The sequence below is a fragment of the Flavobacterium sp. GSP27 genome (genome assembly GCF_003970395.1).
Classification (GTDB): domain Bacteria; phylum Bacteroidota; class Bacteroidia; order Flavobacteriales; family Flavobacteriaceae; genus Flavobacterium.
Genome location: NZ_RYDP01000010.1, coordinates 19006 through 39841, shown reverse-complemented (window position 1 = coordinate 39841; position 20836 = coordinate 19006). Strand labels below are relative to the sequence as shown.

Here is a 20836-nt window from a genome sequence, read left to right as displayed (position 1 = left end):
TTATATTATACCGTTAGAAAATGCAGCAAATATTTAATTTTATTTTTAAAAACAGTAATCGGTTACTGTTTTTGCTGCTTTTGGGTATTTCATTATCCCTTACCATTCAATCCCACTCCTTTCACAGAAGTAAAATAATTAGTTCTGCAAATTTTCTAAGCGGAGGTGTCTATGAAAAGGTAAACAACCTTAATGAATATTTGAATTTAAAAACTGAAAATGAAGCACTCGCGCTTGAAAACGCAAAATTAAAGAGTCTTATATTTAACAAAAAAGATACCACTGCAATAAAAAAACTAGACAGTCTAAAAGGGATCGAATCAGGAGATATATTAGTATCTAAGGTAATACACAATTCTTATAGTACTCACGAAAATTATTTAACCTTAAATTCAGGAGAACTAGAAGGTGTGAAACCAGACATGGGTGTTATAAACAGCTTAGGAATTATAGGAATCATAGAAAATACCTCACCTAATTATGCCACTGTAATCAGCATTTTAAATAAGAAATTTCAAATTAATGCTAAAATCAAAAAATCCAATCATTTTGGATCTTTGATATGGAACGGAAAAAGTACTGGCTTTGTACAATTGATAGATGTTCCTAGATTAGCCGCTATTAGAAAAGGAGATACCATTGTAACAGGGGGGCAATCTGTAATATTTCCAGAAAACATCAACATAGGAACTATTGACAAAATAGAAATAGACAATCAGACTAATTATTACACCATAAATGTTAAATTATTTAACGATATGACAAATCTAGGTCACGTTTATATTATAACGCGTAAAGATCGTGAAGAAATTATTAATTTAGAAAAAAGAAATAAGGATGAATAGCGCACTATTAGTCAATATTTCCCGATTCCTTTTGTTATTAGCAATTCAGATTATCATATTTAATAACATGAATTTTTTTGGGTATATAAGCCCATTTCCTTATGTGTTATTTATCATACTTTATCCCGTAAATGGAAATAAATCAGGACTACTAATTGCTAGTTTTTTACTAGGCCTTATCATGGATATGTTCAGTAATTCTGGAGGAACACATGCGACCGCTTGCTTAGTATTAGCCTACTTTAGACCTTCTGTTTTTAAGTTCTCCTTTGGGTTAAGTTATGAATACCAAACTATAAAACTGAATGATGTATTAACCCCAGAAAGATTTTCTTTTTTATTACTATCGGTTACCATTCATCATTTTACGATGTTTTTGCTGGAAGCTTTTCAATTTAGCTTTATTTTAGATGTCGTATTACGAACTTTATTGAGTACCATATTCACACTCCTTATTTGCATAATTATAATATACCTTATTAAGCCTAATAAAAGATGAGAAAAGCACTATTGCCTTCCCTAATCATTCTTGCTACTTCTTTACTAATATTGCGTATTTTTTATTTGCAAATAGTGGATGACACCTTAAAGTTAAAATCTGAAAATAACGCAATTAAAAAAAAATATGAATATCCTGAAAGAGGCTACATCTATGACCGTAAAGGCGTATTAATGGTTGCGAACCAAGCATCTTATGACATTATGGTCATTCCTAGAGAATTAAAAAACACAGATACTTTAGAACTTTGTCAATTGTTGAAAATTTCAAAAGAAGATTTCATTAAAAGAATTGAAAAAGCTAGAATATATAGTCCGCGGTTACCCTCTGTTTTTTTATCACAATTGAATAAAAGTGAATTTGCAGCTTTTCAAGAAAAAATAAGAAAATATGAAGGTTTTTATTTTCAAAAACGTTCCCTTCGTGATTATGAAGTAAATTTTGGAGCCAATGTTTTTGGGGGCATCACTCAGGTAAATGAAAAACTAGTAGCCAAAAATCCATATTACAATAGCGGTGATTTAATTGGAAGACAGGGAGTTGAAGAAAGTTATGAAGATCTTTTACGCGGGGTAAAAGGGGTTAAATACATTCAAAAAGACAAATACAATAGGGAAATTGGCTCGTATAAAGAAGGGAAATACGACACTATAGCCGTGCAAGGAGAAGATATAAATCTTACTATTGACGCCGAACTTCAAAAATACGGAGAGGAATTGATGATTAATAAAAGAGGCGGAATTGTTGCTATAGAACCTCGCACTGGCGAAATACTAGCACTGGTAACCGCTCCTTCTTATGATCCAGGAATATTGGTAGGAAGACAACGCTCTAAAAACTACACCCAACTATACCATGATTCAATAGCAAAGCCACTGTATGACAGAGGATTACTAGCTGAATATCCGCCAGGATCACCGTTTAAAATTTTAACTGGATTAGTTGCTCTACAAGAAGGTGTAATAGATGAAAACACAAGCGTATCCTGCAATAATGGTTTTAGTTATGCAAGAGGTCGATTTATGAGATGCCATTGTAGAGGAGGTTCTCTTCAGCTGCACAGAGGTATATATGAATCTTGCAATTCCTATTTTGCCACAGCGTATATGAAGACAATAAACAAATATACAAAACCGGCCACAGCTGTTGATGTTTGGAGCAACCACATAAAAAGCTTTGGACTGGGACAATTTATGGGATATGACTTACCAACAGGTAAAAGAGGAAATATTCCGGATTCTAAAACATACAAACGCATCTATCCAAATGGAGGGTGGAGAAGTACCACGATCGTTTCTAATTCAATAGGACAGGGCGAAGTTCTAATGACACCCATACAACTTGCTAACATGATGGCAACTGTTGCAAATGAAGGTTATTATTACACCCCTCACATCATCAAAAAAATTGAAGGCCACAAAATTGATAAAAAATTCACGACAAAACACACCACTACCATCGACAAAAAACACTTCAAACCCATAATTAGCGGTTTGTTTGATGTGTACAACATGGGGACTGCTAGCGCACTTAAAGTCGAAGGAATAGATATTTGTGGTAAAACCGGTACAGCTGAAAATTTTGCTAAAATTGGAGGCAAAAGAATTCAACTTAAAGATCATTCCATATTTGTAGCTTTTGCACCAAAAGACAATCCGAAAATTGCCATTGCTATCATGGTTGAAAATGGGGGCTTTGGATCAACAATAGCGGGACCAATTGCCAGTTTGATGATTGAAAAATACCTAAGACAAAAAATCACAAGGATAGATCTGGAAAAAAGAATACTTGCAACCAGCTTACAAAGTCAATATGCCAAATTAGGTGGACTATCTGACGCAGTCAAATTGCAATTACGCATTAGCGACTCGCTTTTAAATAAAAGAACAATTCCTGCCGTAAGGATTAAAACAGATACCTCAAAAGTAAAAAAACAAGTTATTTAAATGTAATGAAAAACCAAAGTATCACAAATAATATTGATTGGATAAGCATAATCATCTATGCGGTATTAGTTATTTTGGGCTGGTTAAATATCTATTCCTCCTCTATGTCTTCGATGCAAGACACCTATGAAAAACAACTGATCTTCATCGTATTGACCATTCCATTAATATTCATAATACTCTCGGTTGACGGGAAATTTTATGAGAAATATGCGAGTATCATCTTTGGAGTATCACTACTCACATTAGCCGGGCTGTTTTTATTTGGCAAAACAATTGCTGGTCAACGTTGCTGGTATGCTATTGGAAGCTTCACGATCCAGCCTTCTGAATTTGCAAAAGCAGCCACTTCATTAGCATTAGCCAAATATTTGAGTGACACACAAATTAATTTAAAAGAAGTCAATAGACAAATACAGGCTCTTGCCATAATCTTCCTACCTGTGCTACTCATTTTGCCTCAGCCAGACCCTGGAAGCGCATTGATATACAGCATATTCATCATTGTTTTGTATCGTGAAGGACTTCCGGCTTGGTATGTTTGGACTGGATTTATTACAATTCTTTTATTTGTGTTTACCTTATTATTAGAACCAGAATATGTAATACTTATTGGATTAGCAATTATAATATTGGTTCATTTCAAATCAAGACTGGCAGACCGAAATATTGTTTTGAGCAGTATTATCTTTGCCCTGATTTCTGGATTTGTGCTATCTGTAGATTATGTATTTGACAACCTGTTCAAACAACATCACCGAGATCGTTTTAATATTCTTTTAGGAAAAACTGTTGACCTCAAAGGAATTGGATACAACACCAATCAATCCGAAATAGCCATAGGATCTGGAGGCTGGTTTGGAAAGGGATTCCTAGAAGGAACACAAACCAAAGGTGGTTTTGTACCGGAACAACACACGGATTACATCTTCACAACTGTAGGCGAAGAATGGGGATTTCTGGGTTCTCTGGCTGTAATCGCCCTTTTTGCCTGTTTACTTCTTCGAATAATATACCTTGCCGAAAGACAAAAAACAAAGTTTAGCAGAGTATATGGTTACTGTGTTGCAGGCGTACTTTTTACTCATTTCTTTGTAAACATAGCCATGGTAGCCGGTATTTTCCCCACCATAGGCGTACCCTTACCTTTCTTTTCCTACGGAGGTTCCGGTCTTTGGGGTTTTACAATATTGCTTTTTATATTTATAAAAATGGATGCCAATAAAGTAAATGAATGGTAATTTGACAAATTTAAGACAAAAGTAATCCACGAACCTCACTATGGATTATTACTCTTTGTTTTTGAATCAAAGACCTAAACAATAAATATATTTATCTTATTGTTACATTGAATTGAATCCTAAAGTTATACGTCAATACCAAAATTCAGATGGTAATTTGCAATAAATCCGGTCTTTTTCAGTAACATTTTAGCACACTAAATTGATAGATAAACAGCATTGATTTACTTATCTAGTCTCCTTCACTGAGTTACAAAACTCGAAAAAACAATTACCCAAATAGAAAAACCCTGTACGTTCTTAAGAATGTACAGGGTTTTTCTATTATTATTGACTGAAACTTGCTGAAAAACTACCTAAGATTTCGCTAATTTATCTTTTTTAATTTTAACAGGAATGCTTTTTTTAGAAATTGCTTTTGATTGCAAATCTTCTAATACATTCAGTGCTTCCTCAACATAAATATCTTTTGCTAAAGCTTCATGCCATCTTTCTCTTTTTTCTTTTAAAGAAGCGTCTTTATTAATTGCATCTGCTTCATGAGGCAGTGAAGTAAACGTAAGTAGATTTTTGTAATCTACAATTGGTTTGTATTTTTTAGCTTTTTCTTCAATTTCAGATTGTGCGATTTTAAATGTATCAATATTCAAACTATACACATTCTCCTCGCTTCTACTATCAATCCACTTCGCATTCTCTTCAATTAATTGAAACTGTGCATTTTTACTAATACGGTTTTTGCTATTTGTTATCGCCTGATTAAAGTTGTCATTATTAGTCCAAACACTGTAGTCAGCCCGATCAATTTTGTCCCAAGGCATTGCATTATCCATATCGCGCTCTCCCATTTTCAAGTAGGCATAACGATCCGGCATAACGATGTCACTTCGTACCCCATCTAGTTGAGTAGAACCACCGTTGATTCTATAAAATTTTTGTGTGGTGGTCTTAATAGCACCTAAATCCCCAACGGAGCTACTGCGCACAAACTGGTTCAGGTCAATCACATTTTGAACGGTTCCTTTACCGTACGTTTGTTTGCTCCCAATTATAATTCCTCTTTTGTAATCTTGAATTGCAGCTGCTAAGATCTCAGAAGCTGAGGCAGAAAAACTATTCACCATAATTACTAAAGGGCCATCCCATTCTATTTTTTTATCTCGATCGTACAACACTTCTTTTTTTCTTCCTGCTGATTTAATTTGAACAATGGGACCCTGCTCAATAAATAAGCCTGCAATATCTACAACCGTGGATAATGATCCGCCTCCGTCATCGCGAACATCAAGAACAATTCCATCAACACCGGATTGTTTCAGTCGCTCGACTTCAATAGCAACATCTTTACCGGCATCTCTACCGTCTTTATTTTCAAAATCAATATAGAATTTAGGCAAATAAATTATCCCATATTTCATCCCGTTTTTATTCACGATACTTGACTTGGCGTACGTTTCCTCAATTTCAACAATATCTCTGATAATAGAAATAATCTTGATTGTTCCGTCTACTTTTTTAACTGTAAGTCGGACTTCCGAACCTTTTGGTCCTTTAATTTTCTTTACCACATCATCAAGCCGCATCCCAACAACATCAACTGAAACTCCGGAGCCCTGCCCTACTTTCATTATTAAATCTCCTGCTTCCAGTTGTTTCCCTCTCCATGCGGGACCACCGGAAATAAGTTCCGAAATCTCAGTTAAATCATTTTTCTTTTGGAGACGGGCACCAATTCCCTCTAACTTTCCGCTTATACTTACATCAAATCGTTCTTTTTCTTCGGCAGCAAAATAATTCGTGTGCGGATCAAAACGAGCCGTAATAGAATTTATATACACAGAAAACCAATCATTTCTATCCAAATCTTTTATAAACCCAAAATATTCATCTAATGATTTTCCAGAATTTCTTCTGGTTTCTTTTTCTAATTCTTCAAAAGTCTTTGGTTTATCTGGGGTTACCGTGCTGTCCTTTGCTGTTTCTTTAGAAAGTTCTTCTTTTAATTTTTCCTCTTTTTTCAGTATTGCAGCATCCAGTTTTGCCTCATTAGTCTTGTTTTCTTGTAAAGCCAAACGATCTACTAGAGAAGAAAGAGTTGATAATTTAATTTGCTTGCGCCATTTATCCTTTAATTCATTTGCACTCTTAGCATAGGGAGCCTTTTCATAATCTATATTAAAGCTTTCATCGACAGAATAATCAAAAGGCTCACTCAAGACATCCTTATAAATCTTTTTACTCTCTTCCATTCTTTTCATCAAACGATCATAGGTAAGATTAAAAAAAGACAAGTCTTTATTCAACAACTGATCGTCTAACAACAACTCAAATTTCGAAAATTCATCGATATCGGATTGCAGGAAAAAACGTTTAGATGGATCTAAAGCCTCAATATAATCTTTATAGATTCCTTTTGAAAAAGTATCGTTAATATCGGCAGGATTGTAATGTCCTTTCTGGATTACAAAAGTCAACAACTCTAGGAGTAATTTATCTTTTTCTGGGTCGTTCTCTTTTGATGCATTATATTTAAAAGCAAACAATGTTAACGAAAGGCATACAACAACAAGTATGATTTTATAATTTCTTTTCATAAAGCTAAGAATTGTATTCATGAATTTTTAATCTAAATTATGGTAAAAACTATGCCAACCGCAGCAGTAGCCCCATAAATTTTTGTTAAAGATATAAATTGTTTTTATTATTTTAAGTTAAATCAACCAACATAACCTATTTTTATATTTTGTTTAGTGATTTCATTCAGGGGGATTACATATACTCCGAAAATCAAAAATAATCAATCTTTTTACAAACAGGTATAATGAAAAAAACAAGACCTTTAATTCTAATAACGAATGACGACGGAATTTCGGCACCGGGACTTCGAGCCTTAATTGCCGTTATGGCAGAAATAGGCGAAATCGTCGTGGTTGCGCCTGACAATCCACAAAGTGCCATGGGGCATGCCATTACCATAAACAGCATGTTGTATTTGAATAAAATCTCTAAAGATAGTGATCCATTTTTAGAGTACAGCTGCTCCGGAACTCCAGTGGACTGTGTGAAACTGGCTGTAAATGAAATCCTAAAAAGAAAACCAGATTTATGTGTTTCCGGTGTCAATCATGGTTCAAATTCATCCATAAATGTAATTTACTCCGGAACCATGAGTGCGGCAGTCGAGGCAGGAATAGAGGGAATTCCAGCTATAGGCTTCTCTCTTTTAGATTATGACTGGAACGCCAATTTTGAAACGATCAAAACTTTTATACGCAAAATCTCTTTAGAAGTTTTAGAAAATGGACTTCCAGAAGGGGTCGTTTTAAATGTTAATTTCCCAAAATTAAACGAAAAGGACATCAAAGGAATCCGTATTTGTCGTCAAGCCAAAGCACTTTGGGTAGAAAAATTTGATAAAAGAAAAACACCGCAAGGAAGGGATTACTATTGGCTGGCAGGAGAATTTGTCAATCAGGACAAAGGCGAAGACACAGACGAATGGGCGCTCGAAAATGGATACATATCAGTTGTTCCAGTTCAATTTGACTTAACAGCACATCATGCCATACAGCAACTTAATACCTGGAAATGGAATGAATAAGAACGATTTAGTCTGGGGAATTTTGATAGGATTTTTCAGTACACTAGTTGGTTGCTATCTCTTTATTACCTTTTTTACTGACTTCCAGTTTATCATTGGAATTCAGATCATAAAAGCGCAGGGAAATTTAGGAAAAATCATCACACTGGGATCCATCCTTACGTTGATAGCCTTTGGCATTCTGCTAAAAATGAATAAAGAAATGATGGCGCGTGGTGTCGTATTGGCCATCATACTAATGACAGTACTCACTTTGTTTATTTAAGAAGGCTTATTAGTTTACCTTTGTAAATTGACATACCATTTATAACAGACCTGAATTTATAAATTTAAATGCTGAATTTATACCTTTCTAATCCAACAAACATGAAATACTACATTATAGCAGGGGAAGCTTCAGGCGATTTGCATGGTTCCAATTTAATGAAAGCACTTTATAAAAAAGATCCTAAAGCTGACATTCGGTTTTGGGGAGGCGATTTAATGAATACAACAGGCGGAACCTTAGTAAAACATTACCGAGAATTAGCTTTTATGGGCTTTATTGAGGTAATTTTTAATTTGAAAACTATTTTAAGCAACATCAAAGTCTGCAAAAAAGACATTCTTGAATTTCAGCCGGACATTCTTATTTTCATTGATTATCCTGGTTTTAATTTACGGATTGCAAAATGGGCAAAAGCGTTAGGAATGAAAACGCACTACTACATTTCTCCACAAATTTGGGCTTGGAAAGAAAGCAGAATTACAGCTATCAAGCGTGATATTGATAAAATGTATGTGATTTTGCCTTTCGAAAAAAAATTCTATGAAGACAAACACCATTTTCCGGTAGAATTTGTCGGGCATCCACTGATTGATGCCATCCACAACCAACCCGAAGTTGATTCAATCCTTTTTAGAACAGAAAACCAATTAAACGACAAACCGATAATTGCAATTTTACCCGGTAGCCGAAAACAGGAAATAACTAAAATGCTATCAGTCATGCTCAGTGTGGCAAATGATTTTCCAGACTATCAGTTCGTGATTGCAGGGGCGCCAAGTCAGGAATTTTCTTTCTATAAAGAATTCATCACTCAAGAAAACATTAAATTCATTTCTAATAAAACCTATGATTTACTGCGTAATGCAACAGCTGCATTAGTAACCTCAGGAACGGCAACACTGGAAACAGCGCTTTTCAAAGTGCCGGAAGTAGTTTGCTACAAAGGCAGCTGGGCTTCCTACCAAATTGCTAAACGAATTATTACCCTGAAATACATCTCATTAGTCAACTTAATTATGGATGAGGAGGTGGTGACCGAACTAATTCAAGAGCAATGCAATCCAAAACGCATTCGAGAAGAACTCAAAAAAATATTAGAAATCAACCACCGCAATACTCTTTTAGAAAAATATGCGTTATTAGAACAGCAATTAGGTGGCATTGGCGCTAGTGAAAAAACAGCAAAACTCATCGTGTCTGATTTACTGTAGATTATCTCTTATTTATAAATAGCTCCCTTTACAAAAAAATTACACTCTTTTGAAACATTTTCTATTTCTTGTATTGGTTCTTACCTTTTTTACGGCTTGTAAATCAACTTCCCCGATAACCAACTCGAAAAAAGCAGACCCAAAAAAGCAATCCATTCAATCCGAAAAAAGGAAAGCACAACGTCTGGTCGAACAATTAATCGATGCCGCTGCTGAAAATATTGGGGTGAAATACAGGTATGGCGGGACAACAAAATCAGGTTTTGACTGTTCCGGCTTGATGGTCAACATCTTTGATTCAAATGAAATAAGTCTACCTCGCACCTCGATTCAACAATCAAAACACGGTATTATTTTAGATCATGAACAAGAAAAAGCTAAAAAAGGGGATCTGATATTCTTTAAAACCAATAGAAACCGACAAATAAACCACGTAGGAATAGTCATTGAAGTCAATGAAGACGAGATAAAATTCATTCATGCGTCGACCTCAAGAGGCGTTATGATTTCCTCCACAAAAGAAGTGTATTACAAAACCAGATTTGCTCAACTCAACAGGATTTTATAGCTCGAGTTCTTCATTACTAATCCCTGTGTTTCTATTTCTACCTGTTTTTAAAAAAAATAAATTCGTTACGTACTAAAAATATGTACTTTAGAGTCATGAAAGTACTACAATTTCCTTTGGCAAGAATAACAATTGGGTTTGTTTCAGGACTTCTTTTCGCTTTTTACCTGCATCCTCCATTAGCAGCAGTCATTGTTATACTTTTAACCGCTATGAGTCTCTTTGGGGTGTTGTTTTTTTTTATCCAAAAAAAGCAACACCCGTACCGCTTATTTTGGTATTGCCACTTATTTTTTGTCTTTTATCATTGGAACCACTACACAAGTAACCCACACGGATTATTTTCAAAAGGACAACTACACCCACAATACAAATGCTTTTGAGCAGCCTCATTCTATTTCTGTTGTTGTTAGAGAAAAGCTGAAAAGCTCCTTATTTAGCGACCGTTATATAGTCCTTGTCAACCATATTAATGAAAAAGAACAGTCTGGCCGATTGCTCCTTAACGTTCAAAAAAATCATTTAAACCCCGTATTTGCAGCAGGAACCCCTTTGCTAATCAAAGGCACGTTGTCAAGGAATAAACAACCTATGAATCCGAATCAATTTGACTACGGCAAATACCTTGAAAACAAACAAATCTATGCACAACTGTTTGCTGCTGGTGATGAAATAAAAATTGGAAATAAAACAGCGAAAAATATCTGGTACTATTCTTCAAAATTGAGAACGCGAATTATTCGGAATTTAGAAAAAAACAACTTCAATAAAACGGAATTGAATGTTGCCATTGCTCTGATCATGGGGCAACAACAAGATATTTCACCTGATATCATACGGGATTACCAGTATGCGGGAGCCGTACATATTTTATCCGTTTCAGGACTGCATATTGGCTTCATTTTGCTTTTTGTAACTTATATTCTAAAGCCTATTCCAAATACAAAAAAGGGCTCGTTCCTTAAACTACTCCTTATTCTGGCATCTTTGTCTATTTTTGGTATAATTGCAGGTTTAGCACCATCAGTAGTTCGCTCGGTGACTATGTTTTCCTTTGTGGCTATTGGGAATCATCTGCGCAGAAGCGTCAATATTTACCATACTTTATTAGTTTCTGTGTTATTGATTTTGTTTTTTGAGCCTTCGTTTCTATTTGACGTTGGTTTTCAGTTGAGTTACATTGCTTTGTTTTTCATTATTTGGCTGCAACCTCTTTTGGCCTCTGTGTGGCAACCAGAAAACAAAGCTTCAAAATACGTCTGGAACATTCTCACCGTTTCCTTGGCGGCGCAAATAGGTACTTTACCCCTGAGTATTTATTATTTTCATCAGTTTCCGGGTTTATTTTTTGTGACCAATCTAATCATTATTCCAGTACTGAGTTTCATAATGATAGTAGGCGTTTTGGTAATGATTTTGGCCGCATTTGACCTTATTTCGGTTTTTCTCTCCCACCTGCTGGAAACCAGTATTTACTATTTAAACAAGATTATCAACGCAATAGCTTCGATAGAACAGTTTATAATTCAAGATATTCCGCTTAATTTATACCTGTTACTCAGTAGTTATTTAGCTCTAATAAGCCTTATCATTTGGTTTAAAAAACCTACTTTCCTCAAATTAGCAATCGCTTTAACTTGTATTATAGTTGTGCAATTTTCTTGTTTTACAACCCATTGGAACGTGCAAAACGAGCAGGAATTTATTGTTTTCAACAGCCGAAAGAATACCTTGATCACTGAACGAAATGGAGCAAATATCATTGTTTACGCCAATGACAGTCTTTTAAAAACGGCACAAGAAAACAGTCTTATAAAATCCTATCGCATTGGAAACCTGAGCACTTTACGACAGAAAAAAGAACTCCGAAATTTCCTGTATTTTAAAGGCGAAAAAATATTTATTGTAGACCATTCCGGGGTGTATCCCAAAAACATCAATCCGGATGTTATTGTATTGACACAATCCTCTAAAATAAATATGGACCGCCTACTCCAAATAATGAAGCCAAAATTAGTTGTGGCTGATGCGTCCAACTTTAAATCCATACAAAAACAATGGAAAGCCAGTTGCGAGAAACAGAAAATCCCTTTTCACGCAACAGGCGAAAAGGGATTTTATAAATTGAATTAATATTTTATTTTTTCAAAAAACCATTTGCAACTGCTAACCAGGCTGCTGGACCGCCGGCTACATACCCCGTACTGCCAATACCTTCAAAATTGACTTTCCCTTCTTTTGTAGTACCATTTGCGAGTATAATAGTTGGAAACCCTTGTATGCCAAAAATTTGTTGTAATTCATTATTCTGCTTTTTTACCTCTTCAGTCTGTGGTACTCGTCTTGGATAATCTAATTCGACCAAAACGACATTTTCTTTTGCCCAAGCTGCAAATTCAGGAGTCTTCAAGACCTCTTTTTGTAACCGGATGCACCAACCACACCAATCGCTTCCGGTAAAAAACATTAATAATGGTTTTTTAGTTAAGGCTGAAACTTCAAGAGCCTTATTGACATTAGTCTCCCACACTAATTCTTGTGCTTCAGAAGCAAATGAACCAACTAACAATAACAACGTTATTATACCTTTCTTCATATCTATTTTTTTACGGTGGACAAATCAAAAATGATGCCTAAAATTTATCGAACACCATGCATTAATTTCTTAATTATTGGAGTCATCAAAACAGAGAACAAAGCAACTACAATAGAGATAATAGTCAACATCCAAAAGAAGTAACTCAATCCGTGTTCATTGGCGATTTTATCTATATTTTCACCAAACATACCTGCACCTTTCATACCAATTGCTACTGCTAAGTACCAAACTCCAAACATAAAGGCAATCATACGGGCAGGAACTAATTTACTTACATACGACAATCCTACCGGTGAGATACACAGCTCAGCCATTGTATGGAAAAGATAGACTAAAATCAACCATATCATACTTACTGAAGCTGTTTTTGCACCCGCTTCGATTCCGCTTGCCCCAAAAGCGACACAAGCCATACCAAGCGCTAGCAATGCCATTCCGATTCCGTATTTTAAATTTGCAGAAGGATTGTATTTACTTTCCCACCATTTTGAAAACAATGGAGCCAAAGAGATAATGAATAACGAGTTTAAAGTAGAAAACCAAGTGGCAGGAACTTCTGTCAATGCAGTAGTTACTTTATCAATTTTCAAAGCTTGCAATGTTGAATCTGATAAAGTAAGATAACCCGCAGTGTAATAATCTTTAGTCAACATCCATAGTGCTATTCCCCAAATAATTATAAAACTGACACTAAGGATCATATTTGCAACAGCATAAAGTTTAAATGTTTGCTTAAATAATAAAATTAAAACCCCGGTAATAATAACCAACGGTAAAATAGTAATTAACGAATTAATCACTAAAAACACCACACTCCAATTGCCTGTTAAAACACGATCCGTATAATCACTGGCAAAAATGGTCAAACTGTTTGGTGACTGCTCAAAAATTGCCCAAAAGAAAATGGTAAGAAAGGCAAAAAAGGTAACTGCTATTAATTTTTCTTTAGTAATTTTAGAATATTGAGTAAATCTATAGATTAACAATAAAATAAATACAAGTAGAGCTGAAACAATTGCAATCGCATTTCCATTAGGACCTAAGAAAGAAAAAATATTTATTTTGCCCCCGGATATTTTTGAAGCAGGATCATTTATAAGCCATAATAATGCTAATATAGAAGAGAAGGCTATTGCTGCCAATTGTATTGGCGAAAAAGGATTTCTTTTGTCAGTATCTAATGCTTCTGCTTTCGCTTTGCTTTCTTTATTTGGTTTTAAACCAATATCTCCAAAGATATCCTGAGACAGCCAAAACTGCAACATTCCAAAGAACATAAAAATTCCGGCTAAACCAAAACCGTAAGTCCAACCCACTTTTTCTCCTAAATAACCGCAAAGTAAAATCCCAAAGAACGCTCCGGCATTAACTCCCATATAAAACAAAGTATACGCGCCATCTTTCTTTTCAGGACGGTCTTTGTACATTTCAGATACGATAGAGGTCATGTTGGGTTTAAAAAAACCATTCCCAAAAACCAACAATACTAATCCTAAATAAATAGAAAATTCTGTTTCAACAGCCATAGAAGCATGCCCTAAAGTCATTAAGCTTGCCCCAACAACAACAGCCCATCTAAAACCAATTACTTTATCCGCAAAATACCCCCCTAACATTGTGGACAAATAAACCAATCCTACATAGGATCCAAATAAGGCAGAAGCATTTTCGCGAGTCCATTCCCAACCACCATCTGTAAAGGAAGCGGTTAAAAATAATATCAACAAAGAACGCATTCCGTAGAATGAAAATCGTTCCCACATTTCTGTGAAAAACAAAACGAACAATCCCGCAGGATGTCCTAAAACGGTATTCTTAAAAAATTGATCTGTTGTATTTTCACTCATCCTATTAATTGTTTAATTCCTTATCAACTCCGTGCATTAATTTTTTGATTACTGGTGAAAGCAGCAGTAAAACAACCCCAAAACCAAGACCCGTATAAAATAAATATTCAAAAAGCACTAAATAACTCTGCTTTGCTAAATTTAAATCAGGTGCTGTACCATTTGAGGTGTCTACCGAAGCAATATTTGCTAAAATAGACGCAATAAATTCAGAACTGGCTGTTGCCAAAAACCAAACGCCCATCATAAACCCAACGATTTTTACCGGAGATAATTTGGTTACCGCAGAAAGTCCTACTGGTGACAAACTCAATTCTCCACAAGTATGTAAAAAATAAGCCAATATTAGCCAAATCGCTGCTACTTTTCCAGCACCAGAAAGGTTTATTCCCATCACTAATGCTCCAAAGCCTAGTCCTACTAATGCTAATGCTAATGCAAATTTTACAGCTGTATTCGGATTGTATTTCCCTAATTTCGGCCAAATCCAAGCAAAGACAGGCGCTAGCAATATTATAAACAAGGCATTAAAACTTAAGAACTGCCCGGCAGAAACTTCATAACCAAATATAGTTCGGTCTAAAATCCGGTCAGCAAATAAATTCATGGAAGTATACGCTTGTTCAAACAATGCCCAGAAGACAATAGTAAATACGATCAGAATAGTTAACGCAATCAACTGATCACGTGCTTTACCATCGAGTTGTGTAGCTGCGTAATAAACAATATAAATAAAAGAAATTCCACCCGCAATTTTTAAAGCCCATGAAACTGCATCGTGATTTTGGACCATTTGCCAAAACAATACCGTTGACAAAACACTTCCAATATAAATCAACCACTCATTTTTAAATCCAAACAATTTGTTTTCTAGGAAAGAAGGGTTGTTTGATTCTCCTTTTCCCATCAATAATTTTCTGCCGGAAATAAAAGTCACTAATCCAAAAAACATTCCGACACCAGCTGCACCAAAACCATAACTCCAACCGTACGTTTCGCCCAACCAAACACATATTAGCGTAGCCATAAAAGATCCTAAGTTGATTCCCATATAAAACAACGTGAATCCAGAATCTCTTCGTTTATCGCCTTTTTCATATAATTCTCCCACTAATGAAGAGATATTGGCTTTAAGAAAACCAACCCCGACAATGATTAACGACAATGAAAAGTAAAATATTTGCAAGGCGGTTTCGTCCCGTGTAATTGCGCCGGTAATGGATTGTGTGGCAGCATTTCCTTCATAAGCCATTCCTATATGACCCAACACCAACATAATCCCACCAAAAACAATGGCTTTTCTAAATCCCAGATATTTATCAGCAATAAAACCTCCTAACACTGGAACGGCATACACTAAAGCAGCGTAACTACCAATTAATAAATTCCCCGAAGTATCCGAAAACAAATGGTACTTTGTCAGATAAAAAATCAACAAGGCTTTCATTCCATAAAAGGAGAAGCGCTCCCACATTTCGGTAAAAAACAATATAAAAAGCGCTTTTGGATGTCCAAAAAAATCTTTTTTAATCAATGCGTCGTTCGTCATAAAGCGCTGTTATAAATTTTCTTTGATGAAATTAGTCATTTTTGTGTACAATTGAATTCTGGTTTTCCCACCATAAATTCCGTGATTATTGTCTGGATAAATTTGGGAATCAAATTGTTTATTAGCCTGAATCAAAGCTTCCATCATCTGCATGGAGTTTTGAACGTGCACATTATCATCTCCTGAACCGTGTATCAAAAGGAATTTCCCTTTCAATTTATCTACATGATTTATTGGGGAATTATCATCGTATCCGCTAGCATTTTCTTGTGGGGTCTGCATGTAACGTTCCGTGTACACACTGTCATAAAAACGCCAGTTCGTCACCGGAGCTACAGCGATTGCCATTTTGAACGTGTCATTTCCTTTCATGATGCAATTAGACGCCATAAAACCACCATACGACCAGCCAAATATACCAATTCTAGCCTTATCAACAAATGCGTAATTTCCTATTACTTTCGCAGCATCAATTTGATCTTCTACTTCGTATTTCCCTAATTGCAGTTGGGTTACTTTTTTGAAATCAGCTCCTTTAAAGCCAGTTCCTCTCCCGTCAACACAAGCCACAATATACCCTTGTTGCGACAACATCATAAACCAGTATTCATTAGAACTTCCCCATCCGTTCACAACCTGCTGAGAACCTGGACCAGAATACTGAATCATAAAAACAGGATATTTTTTAGTTGAATCAAAATCTTTTGGTTTCATAATCCAAGCATTTAGCTCATGTCCTTTTGCTGTTTTTAAAACAAAAAACTCTTTAGCCGGTAAATTATAGCTTTTTAGTTTCGTAGCCAATGATTCATTGTTTTCAATAACTTGTACTTGTTTTCCAGCCTTGGCCTCGTTCAATGTATACGTCGGAGGTAGAGACGCACTAGAAAACGTGTTGATGTAGTATTGGAAATTCGGACTGAATGTTGCCGCATTAGTTCCTGTATTTTGTGACAAACGGACTTTGTTTTTTCCGTCAAGACCTATTCTATAAACATCTCTGTTAATAGATCCGTTTTCTACCGACTGATAGAAAACTGTATTTGTTTTTTCGTCTAAACCGTAATAATTCGTCACTTCCCATTTTCCTTTGGTCAGTTGGTTTTTCAATTTTCCATTTTTATCATATAAATAAATATGATTGAAACCGTCTTTTTCGCTGGTCCAAATAAAACTGTTGTCTTTCAAGAAAGTCAAGTTATCTGTCACATCAACGTAGGCTTTGTCTTTTTCGTTCAAAACTACTTTTACAGCTCCTGAATTTCCATCGATAAACAACAAATCCAAATTGTTTTGGTGGCGATTCAATACCTGTGCTGATAGTGTATTCTCATCATTTGTCCATTTCATTCTGGCAATATAAAAATCGTTATAATTCCCAAGATTTATGTTTTTTACTGCATTCAAATTTACATCATAAATATGTAAAGAAACTAGAGCATTCTTCTCCCCGGCTTTTGGATATTTGAACGTTTGCATCGTTGGGTACAAGTCTTTTCCAAACATTGACATTGAAAATTCCGGAACCTGACTTTCGTCAAAACGTATGTAGGCTACTTTTTTGCTGTCAGCACTCCAGTCAAAAGCCTTTACAAAAGCAAATTCTTCTTCGTAAACCCAATCCGTAATACCATTAATAATACTGTTTTTTTGTCCGTCTGTAGTTATTGGAGTTGATTTATCAGCAGCTAAATCATGTACATACAGATTATTTTCTTTGGCGTATGCAATCTTTTTCCCATCAGGTGAAAAAGTAGGCTCCTGAACGGGAGAATCGAATAGTTTTCTTAATTTCTTATTGGCAATGTCATATAAATAGTAATCCGCTGTAAAGGAGTGGCGGAAGATTTGATTGGTATTGCAAGCCAATAGAATCATTTTTTCTGAAGCGTCAAACGTATAACTGTCAATCCCTCCTGATAATTCGGCGTACGATTTTGTATCTATTAATGTGGACACTTTTTTTAAAGTTGCAAAATCATACAAATCAATCTGCATGCTTCTGGACTGTCTGTCGGTATTCAAAACCGTATATTGATTTGTGTTTTTCAACGACTGCAATTCATCCATGCCTTGCGCCCGAAAAGTGCCGTTATAAATGGCATCAATGGTGATTTTTTGCTGCCCTGCAACTGCAAAACAAACGAATAAAAATAATGCAATAATTTTTCTTGAATACATGATATTTATTTAAATATAAAAACCGTCAATTTTAGTGAAAAAATTACAATAATTTCACATTATATGTGTTAAATCTTAAAAACAATATTTTAAACCCCCTTTTATTGAGGATAATAGGATTGCTACTAAAACGGCTAAAACCGTATATTTGCATTTAATTATACTATAATCAATTGAAAATGAATAAGGCCATTAGCGGATTTTCTAAACTATCCAAAGAAGAAAAAATTAAATGGATTGCCGATCAATATTTTTCAACACCCACAGAAGCCATCGCCTTGCTGAAAAACTACTGGAATTCTGATGAAAAAATACAGAAATTACACGATGAATTCATCGAAAACACGATAACCAATTTCTACATACCGCTTGGAGTTGCTCCTAATTTCCTGATTAATGGAAAATACAGCACGATTCCCATGGCTATTGAAGAAAGTTCTGTGGTTGCCGCTGCCGCAAAAGCTGCTAAATTTTGGTCCACGCGTGGCGGATTTAAAGCAACCGTAATCAATACTGAAAAAATTGGTCAGGTTCATTTTATTTATAAAGGTGATGTTTCAAAATTGAATTTGTTTTTTGTCCAACACAAAAATAAATTCTTTTCAGAAACCGAGTCGATTACCACAAATATGCAAAAACGTGGTGGCGGAATTTTAGATATTATTTTAAAAGACAAAACCGATTTATTGCCCCATTATTTTCAGCTGCATGCCACTTTTGAAACCAAAGACAGCATGGGCGCTAATTTTATCAATTCGTGTCTGGAACAGTTTGCTAAAACCTTAAAAGAAGAGGTCCAAAACTATAGTCTATTCACCGAATCAGAAAAAGAGATTGAAGTAGTAATGAGTATCCTTTCGAATTACGTTCCTAATTGTATCGTAAGAGCCGAAGTTTCTTGTCCGATTGCTGACTTGGAAGAAAAACACATTTTAAATCCTCAAGAATTTGCAGAGAAATTTGTGCAAGCCGTACAAATCGCCGAAGTCGAGCCGTACAGAGCCGTTACGCATAACAAAGGAATCATGAACGGAGTAGATGCGGTAGTTTTGGCAACTGGGAATGATTTCCGCGCTGTCGAAGCCGGAATTCATGCCTATGCATCGCGAAACGGAAAATACTCCAGTCTTTCCCATGCCAAAATAGAAAATGGTATTTTTACTTTTTGGCTAGAAATCCCTTTAGCAGTAGGAACGGTTGGTGGTTTGACTTCCTTACATCCATTGGTAAAATTATCCTTAGAAATGTTAGAGAAACCATCTGCCAAGGAATTAATGCAGTTTGTAGCCGTAGCCGGTTTAGCCCAAAACTTTGCCGCATTGCGTTCTTTGACTACCACAGGAATTCAGGAAGGACACATGAAAATGCATTTGAACAACATCATCAATCAGCTTAAAGCCACTGATGAAGAGCGCATTTTAATCCTGAAATATTTTAAAAAAAATCCCGTTTCGCATAGCGCTGTGGTCACCTATATTGAAAGTTTAAGAAAATAATTTTATCTTGAAGCAACAAAGAATAAGGTTGCTTCGTTCCTCGCAAAGACAATGAAGAAAACATTTTACAGTAACGGAAAACTTTTAATCACAGGTGAATATCTGGTTCTTGATGGTGCCAAAGCGTTTGCATTACCAACAAAAATGGGGCAAAACCTCATTATAGAAAAGGGAAATAATAAGGAAATCATCTGGAAAAGTTATGATGCAGATGGAAGTATTTGGTTTGAAGACACCCTTTTATTTTCTGATATTTCAAAGGAAGTTCAAACTAAAAATGAATCGGTCAAGGCTACACTTAAGATTATTTTGCACGAGGCATTCAAATTAAATCCGGGTTTCATTTTAAATTCAGAGGGATACACAATCACGACTGAACTTAGCTTTCCCAAAAGCTGGGGTTTGGGCACGTCATCGACTTTGATAAACAACATTGCTCAGTGGTTAGACATCGATGCTTTTACATTACTTAAAAACAGTTTTGGAGGTAGTGGTTATGATATTGCCTGTGCACAAAACGACACCCCTATTGTCTATCATTTGGAAAAAGGTACTCCTATTGTTGAAAAAGTATCTTTTAATCCGGATTTTACTAACAATCTTTACTTTGTCTATCTGAATAAAAAGCAAAGCAGCAAAAGCGCAATAACAGCCTACGATATGAATAAAAAGAATAATCTCCCGAGAACGATTGCTTTAAATGACGTGATAACCTCTGAAGTTTTGAATGCGACTACAATTCAATCTTTTGCTGCAGCACTACAAAAACACGAAGTACAAATGAGTATTGTTCTGGAAACACAAACGATAAAAGAGTCTTTGTTTCCAGATTTCAATGGCGTGATAAAAAGCCTGGGAGCTTGGGGAGGCGATTTTGTAATGGCAATTGCAATTGAAAATCCAACTGACTATTTTATTTCAAAAGGATATGAAACTATCATTTTTTATGATGAAATGATCTTACCATAATTTTTTGTATCAATAA

16 protein-coding genes are annotated in these 20836 nt (G+C 35.4%); 11 read left to right on the top strand and 5 right to left on the bottom strand.

Annotation, left to right across the window (positions count from 1 at the left end; translation table 11 throughout):
- The first annotated feature begins 20 nt into the window (after window positions 1–20).
- Genes mreC through rodA form a run of 4 tightly spaced genes read left to right on the top strand, consistent with a single transcriptional unit; the run spans window position 21 to window position 4531 of the window.
- Entirely contained in the window at window positions 21–845 is an 825-nt protein-coding gene (mreC, locus tag EKM05_RS09970) for a rod shape-determining protein MreC (RefSeq protein ID WP_126457462.1), read from the top strand.
- The gene (locus EKM05_RS09965) at window positions 838–1344 is read left to right on the top strand and encodes a rod shape-determining protein MreD (RefSeq protein WP_126457463.1); all 507 of its coding nucleotides are present in this window, start codon (window positions 838–840) and stop codon (window positions 1342–1344) included. Before mreC ends, EKM05_RS09965 begins: the two co-directional genes overlap by 8 nt.
- Window positions 1341–3290 (top strand): penicillin-binding protein 2, encoded by a 1950-nt coding sequence (mrdA, locus tag EKM05_RS09960; protein WP_126554942.1) that lies wholly within the window; start codon window positions 1341–1343, stop codon window positions 3288–3290. Before EKM05_RS09965 ends, mrdA begins: the two co-directional genes overlap by 4 nt.
- A gap of 5 nt (window positions 3291–3295) precedes the next feature.
- Complete coding sequence (gene rodA, locus EKM05_RS09955) at window positions 3296–4531, top strand: rod shape-determining protein RodA (RefSeq protein WP_126457465.1); 1236 nt, start codon at window positions 3296–3298, stop codon at window positions 4529–4531.
- 356 nt (window positions 4532–4887) lie between these two features.
- Here the strand turns inward: rodA and EKM05_RS09950 are convergent, their stop codons facing one another.
- Window positions 4888–7146: a carboxy terminal-processing peptidase gene (locus EKM05_RS09950; RefSeq protein ID WP_126554939.1), complete on the bottom strand. Its 2259-nt coding sequence runs from the start codon at window positions 7144–7146 to the stop codon at window positions 4888–4890.
- 206 nt (window positions 7147–7352) lie between these two features.
- On the opposite strand from EKM05_RS09950, the gene surE reads away from it, so the two are divergent.
- The 5 genes from surE (at window position 7353) to EKM05_RS09925 (ending at window position 12312) form a co-directional block, all read left to right on the top strand.
- Entirely contained in the window at window positions 7353–8132 is a 780-nt protein-coding gene (gene surE, locus EKM05_RS09945) for a 5'/3'-nucleotidase SurE (protein WP_126457467.1), read from the top strand.
- Window positions 8125–8397, top strand: coding sequence for a hypothetical protein (locus tag EKM05_RS09940; protein WP_126554937.1), 273 nt, complete (start codon window positions 8125–8127; stop codon window positions 8395–8397). Before surE ends, EKM05_RS09940 begins: the two co-directional genes overlap by 8 nt.
- 101 nt (window positions 8398–8498) lie before the next feature.
- Window positions 8499–9611, top strand: coding sequence for a lipid-A-disaccharide synthase (lpxB, locus tag EKM05_RS09935; RefSeq protein WP_126457468.1), 1113 nt, complete (start codon window positions 8499–8501; stop codon window positions 9609–9611).
- Window positions 9612–9660: 49 nt separating this feature from the next.
- Complete coding sequence (locus tag EKM05_RS09930) at window positions 9661–10179, top strand: C40 family peptidase (protein WP_126554935.1); 519 nt, start codon at window positions 9661–9663, stop codon at window positions 10177–10179.
- Between the two features lie 222 nt (window positions 10180–10401).
- On the top strand, window positions 10402–12312 hold the full coding sequence (locus EKM05_RS09925) for a ComEC/Rec2 family competence protein (protein WP_233590900.1): 1911 nt from the start codon (window positions 10402–10404) through the stop codon (window positions 12310–12312).
- 4 nt (window positions 12313–12316) lie between these two features.
- Here the strand turns inward: EKM05_RS09925 and EKM05_RS09920 are convergent, their stop codons facing one another.
- From EKM05_RS09920 to EKM05_RS09905, 4 genes are read right to left on the bottom strand one after another with little or no spacing between them, the layout of a single operon-like run.
- Entirely contained in the window at window positions 12317–12775 is a 459-nt protein-coding gene (locus tag EKM05_RS09920) for a thioredoxin family protein (RefSeq protein ID WP_126554933.1), read from the bottom strand.
- Window positions 12776–12819: 44 nt separating this feature from the next.
- Window positions 12820–14625 carry a peptide MFS transporter gene (locus EKM05_RS09915; protein ID WP_126554931.1) on the bottom strand — a complete coding sequence of 602 codons (1806 nt, stop codon included), beginning with the start codon at window positions 14623–14625 and terminating at the stop codon, window positions 12820–12822.
- Between the two features lie 4 nt (window positions 14626–14629).
- Window positions 14630–16174, bottom strand: a complete 1545-nt coding sequence (locus EKM05_RS09910) for a peptide MFS transporter (RefSeq protein ID WP_126554929.1) — start codon at window positions 16172–16174, stop codon at window positions 14630–14632.
- A gap of 9 nt (window positions 16175–16183) precedes the next feature.
- Window positions 16184–18355 carry a S9 family peptidase gene (locus tag EKM05_RS09905; protein ID WP_126554927.1) on the bottom strand — a complete coding sequence of 724 codons (2172 nt, stop codon included), beginning with the start codon at window positions 18353–18355 and terminating at the stop codon, window positions 16184–16186.
- A gap of 179 nt (window positions 18356–18534) precedes the next feature.
- Here EKM05_RS09905 and EKM05_RS09900 point away from each other — a divergent pair, with 179 nt between their 5' ends.
- A complete protein-coding gene (locus tag EKM05_RS09900) occupies window positions 18535–19851 on the top strand; it encodes a hydroxymethylglutaryl-CoA reductase, degradative (RefSeq protein WP_126554925.1) in 1317 nt (438 codons plus the stop codon).
- Between the two features lie 51 nt (window positions 19852–19902).
- A complete protein-coding gene (locus EKM05_RS09895; protein WP_126554923.1) occupies window positions 19903–20820 on the top strand; it encodes a GYDIA family GHMP kinase in 918 nt (305 codons plus the stop codon).
- The last annotated feature ends 16 nt before the right edge of the window (window positions 20821–20836 follow it).

Excerpts from the sequence above, each read along its gene's own strand:
- mreC (WP_126457462.1), top strand. The coding sequence starts at position 21 with ATGCAGCAAATATTTAATTTTATTTTTAAAAACAGTAATCGGTTACTG.
- EKM05_RS09965 (WP_126457463.1), top strand. The coding sequence starts at position 838 with ATGAATAGCGCACTATTAGTCAATATTTCCCGATTCCTTTTGTTATTA.
- mrdA (WP_126554942.1), top strand. The coding sequence starts at position 1,341 with ATGAGAAAAGCACTATTGCCTTCCCTAATCATTCTTGCTACTTCTTTA.
- rodA (WP_126457465.1), top strand. The coding sequence starts at position 3,296 with ATGAAAAACCAAAGTATCACAAATAATATTGATTGGATAAGCATAATC.
- EKM05_RS09950 (WP_126554939.1), bottom strand. The coding sequence starts at position 7,146 with ATGAATACAATTCTTAGCTTTATGAAAAGAAATTATAAAATCATACTT.
- surE (WP_126457467.1), top strand. The coding sequence starts at position 7,353 with ATGAAAAAAACAAGACCTTTAATTCTAATAACGAATGACGACGGAATT.
- EKM05_RS09940 (WP_126554937.1), top strand. The coding sequence starts at position 8,125 with ATGAATAAGAACGATTTAGTCTGGGGAATTTTGATAGGATTTTTCAGT.
- lpxB (WP_126457468.1), top strand. The coding sequence starts at position 8,499 with ATGAAATACTACATTATAGCAGGGGAAGCTTCAGGCGATTTGCATGGT.
- EKM05_RS09920 (WP_126554933.1), bottom strand. The coding sequence starts at position 12,775 with ATGAAGAAAGGTATAATAACGTTGTTATTGTTAGTTGGTTCATTTGCT.
- EKM05_RS09915 (WP_126554931.1), bottom strand. The coding sequence starts at position 14,625 with ATGAGTGAAAATACAACAGATCAATTTTTTAAGAATACCGTTTTAGGA.
- EKM05_RS09910 (WP_126554929.1), bottom strand. The coding sequence starts at position 16,174 with ATGACGAACGACGCATTGATTAAAAAAGATTTTTTTGGACATCCAAAA.
- EKM05_RS09905 (WP_126554927.1), bottom strand. The coding sequence starts at position 18,355 with ATGTATTCAAGAAAAATTATTGCATTATTTTTATTCGTTTGTTTTGCA.
- EKM05_RS09900 (WP_126554925.1), top strand. The coding sequence starts at position 18,535 with ATGAATAAGGCCATTAGCGGATTTTCTAAACTATCCAAAGAAGAAAAA.
- EKM05_RS09895 (WP_126554923.1), top strand. The coding sequence starts at position 19,903 with ATGAAGAAAACATTTTACAGTAACGGAAAACTTTTAATCACAGGTGAA.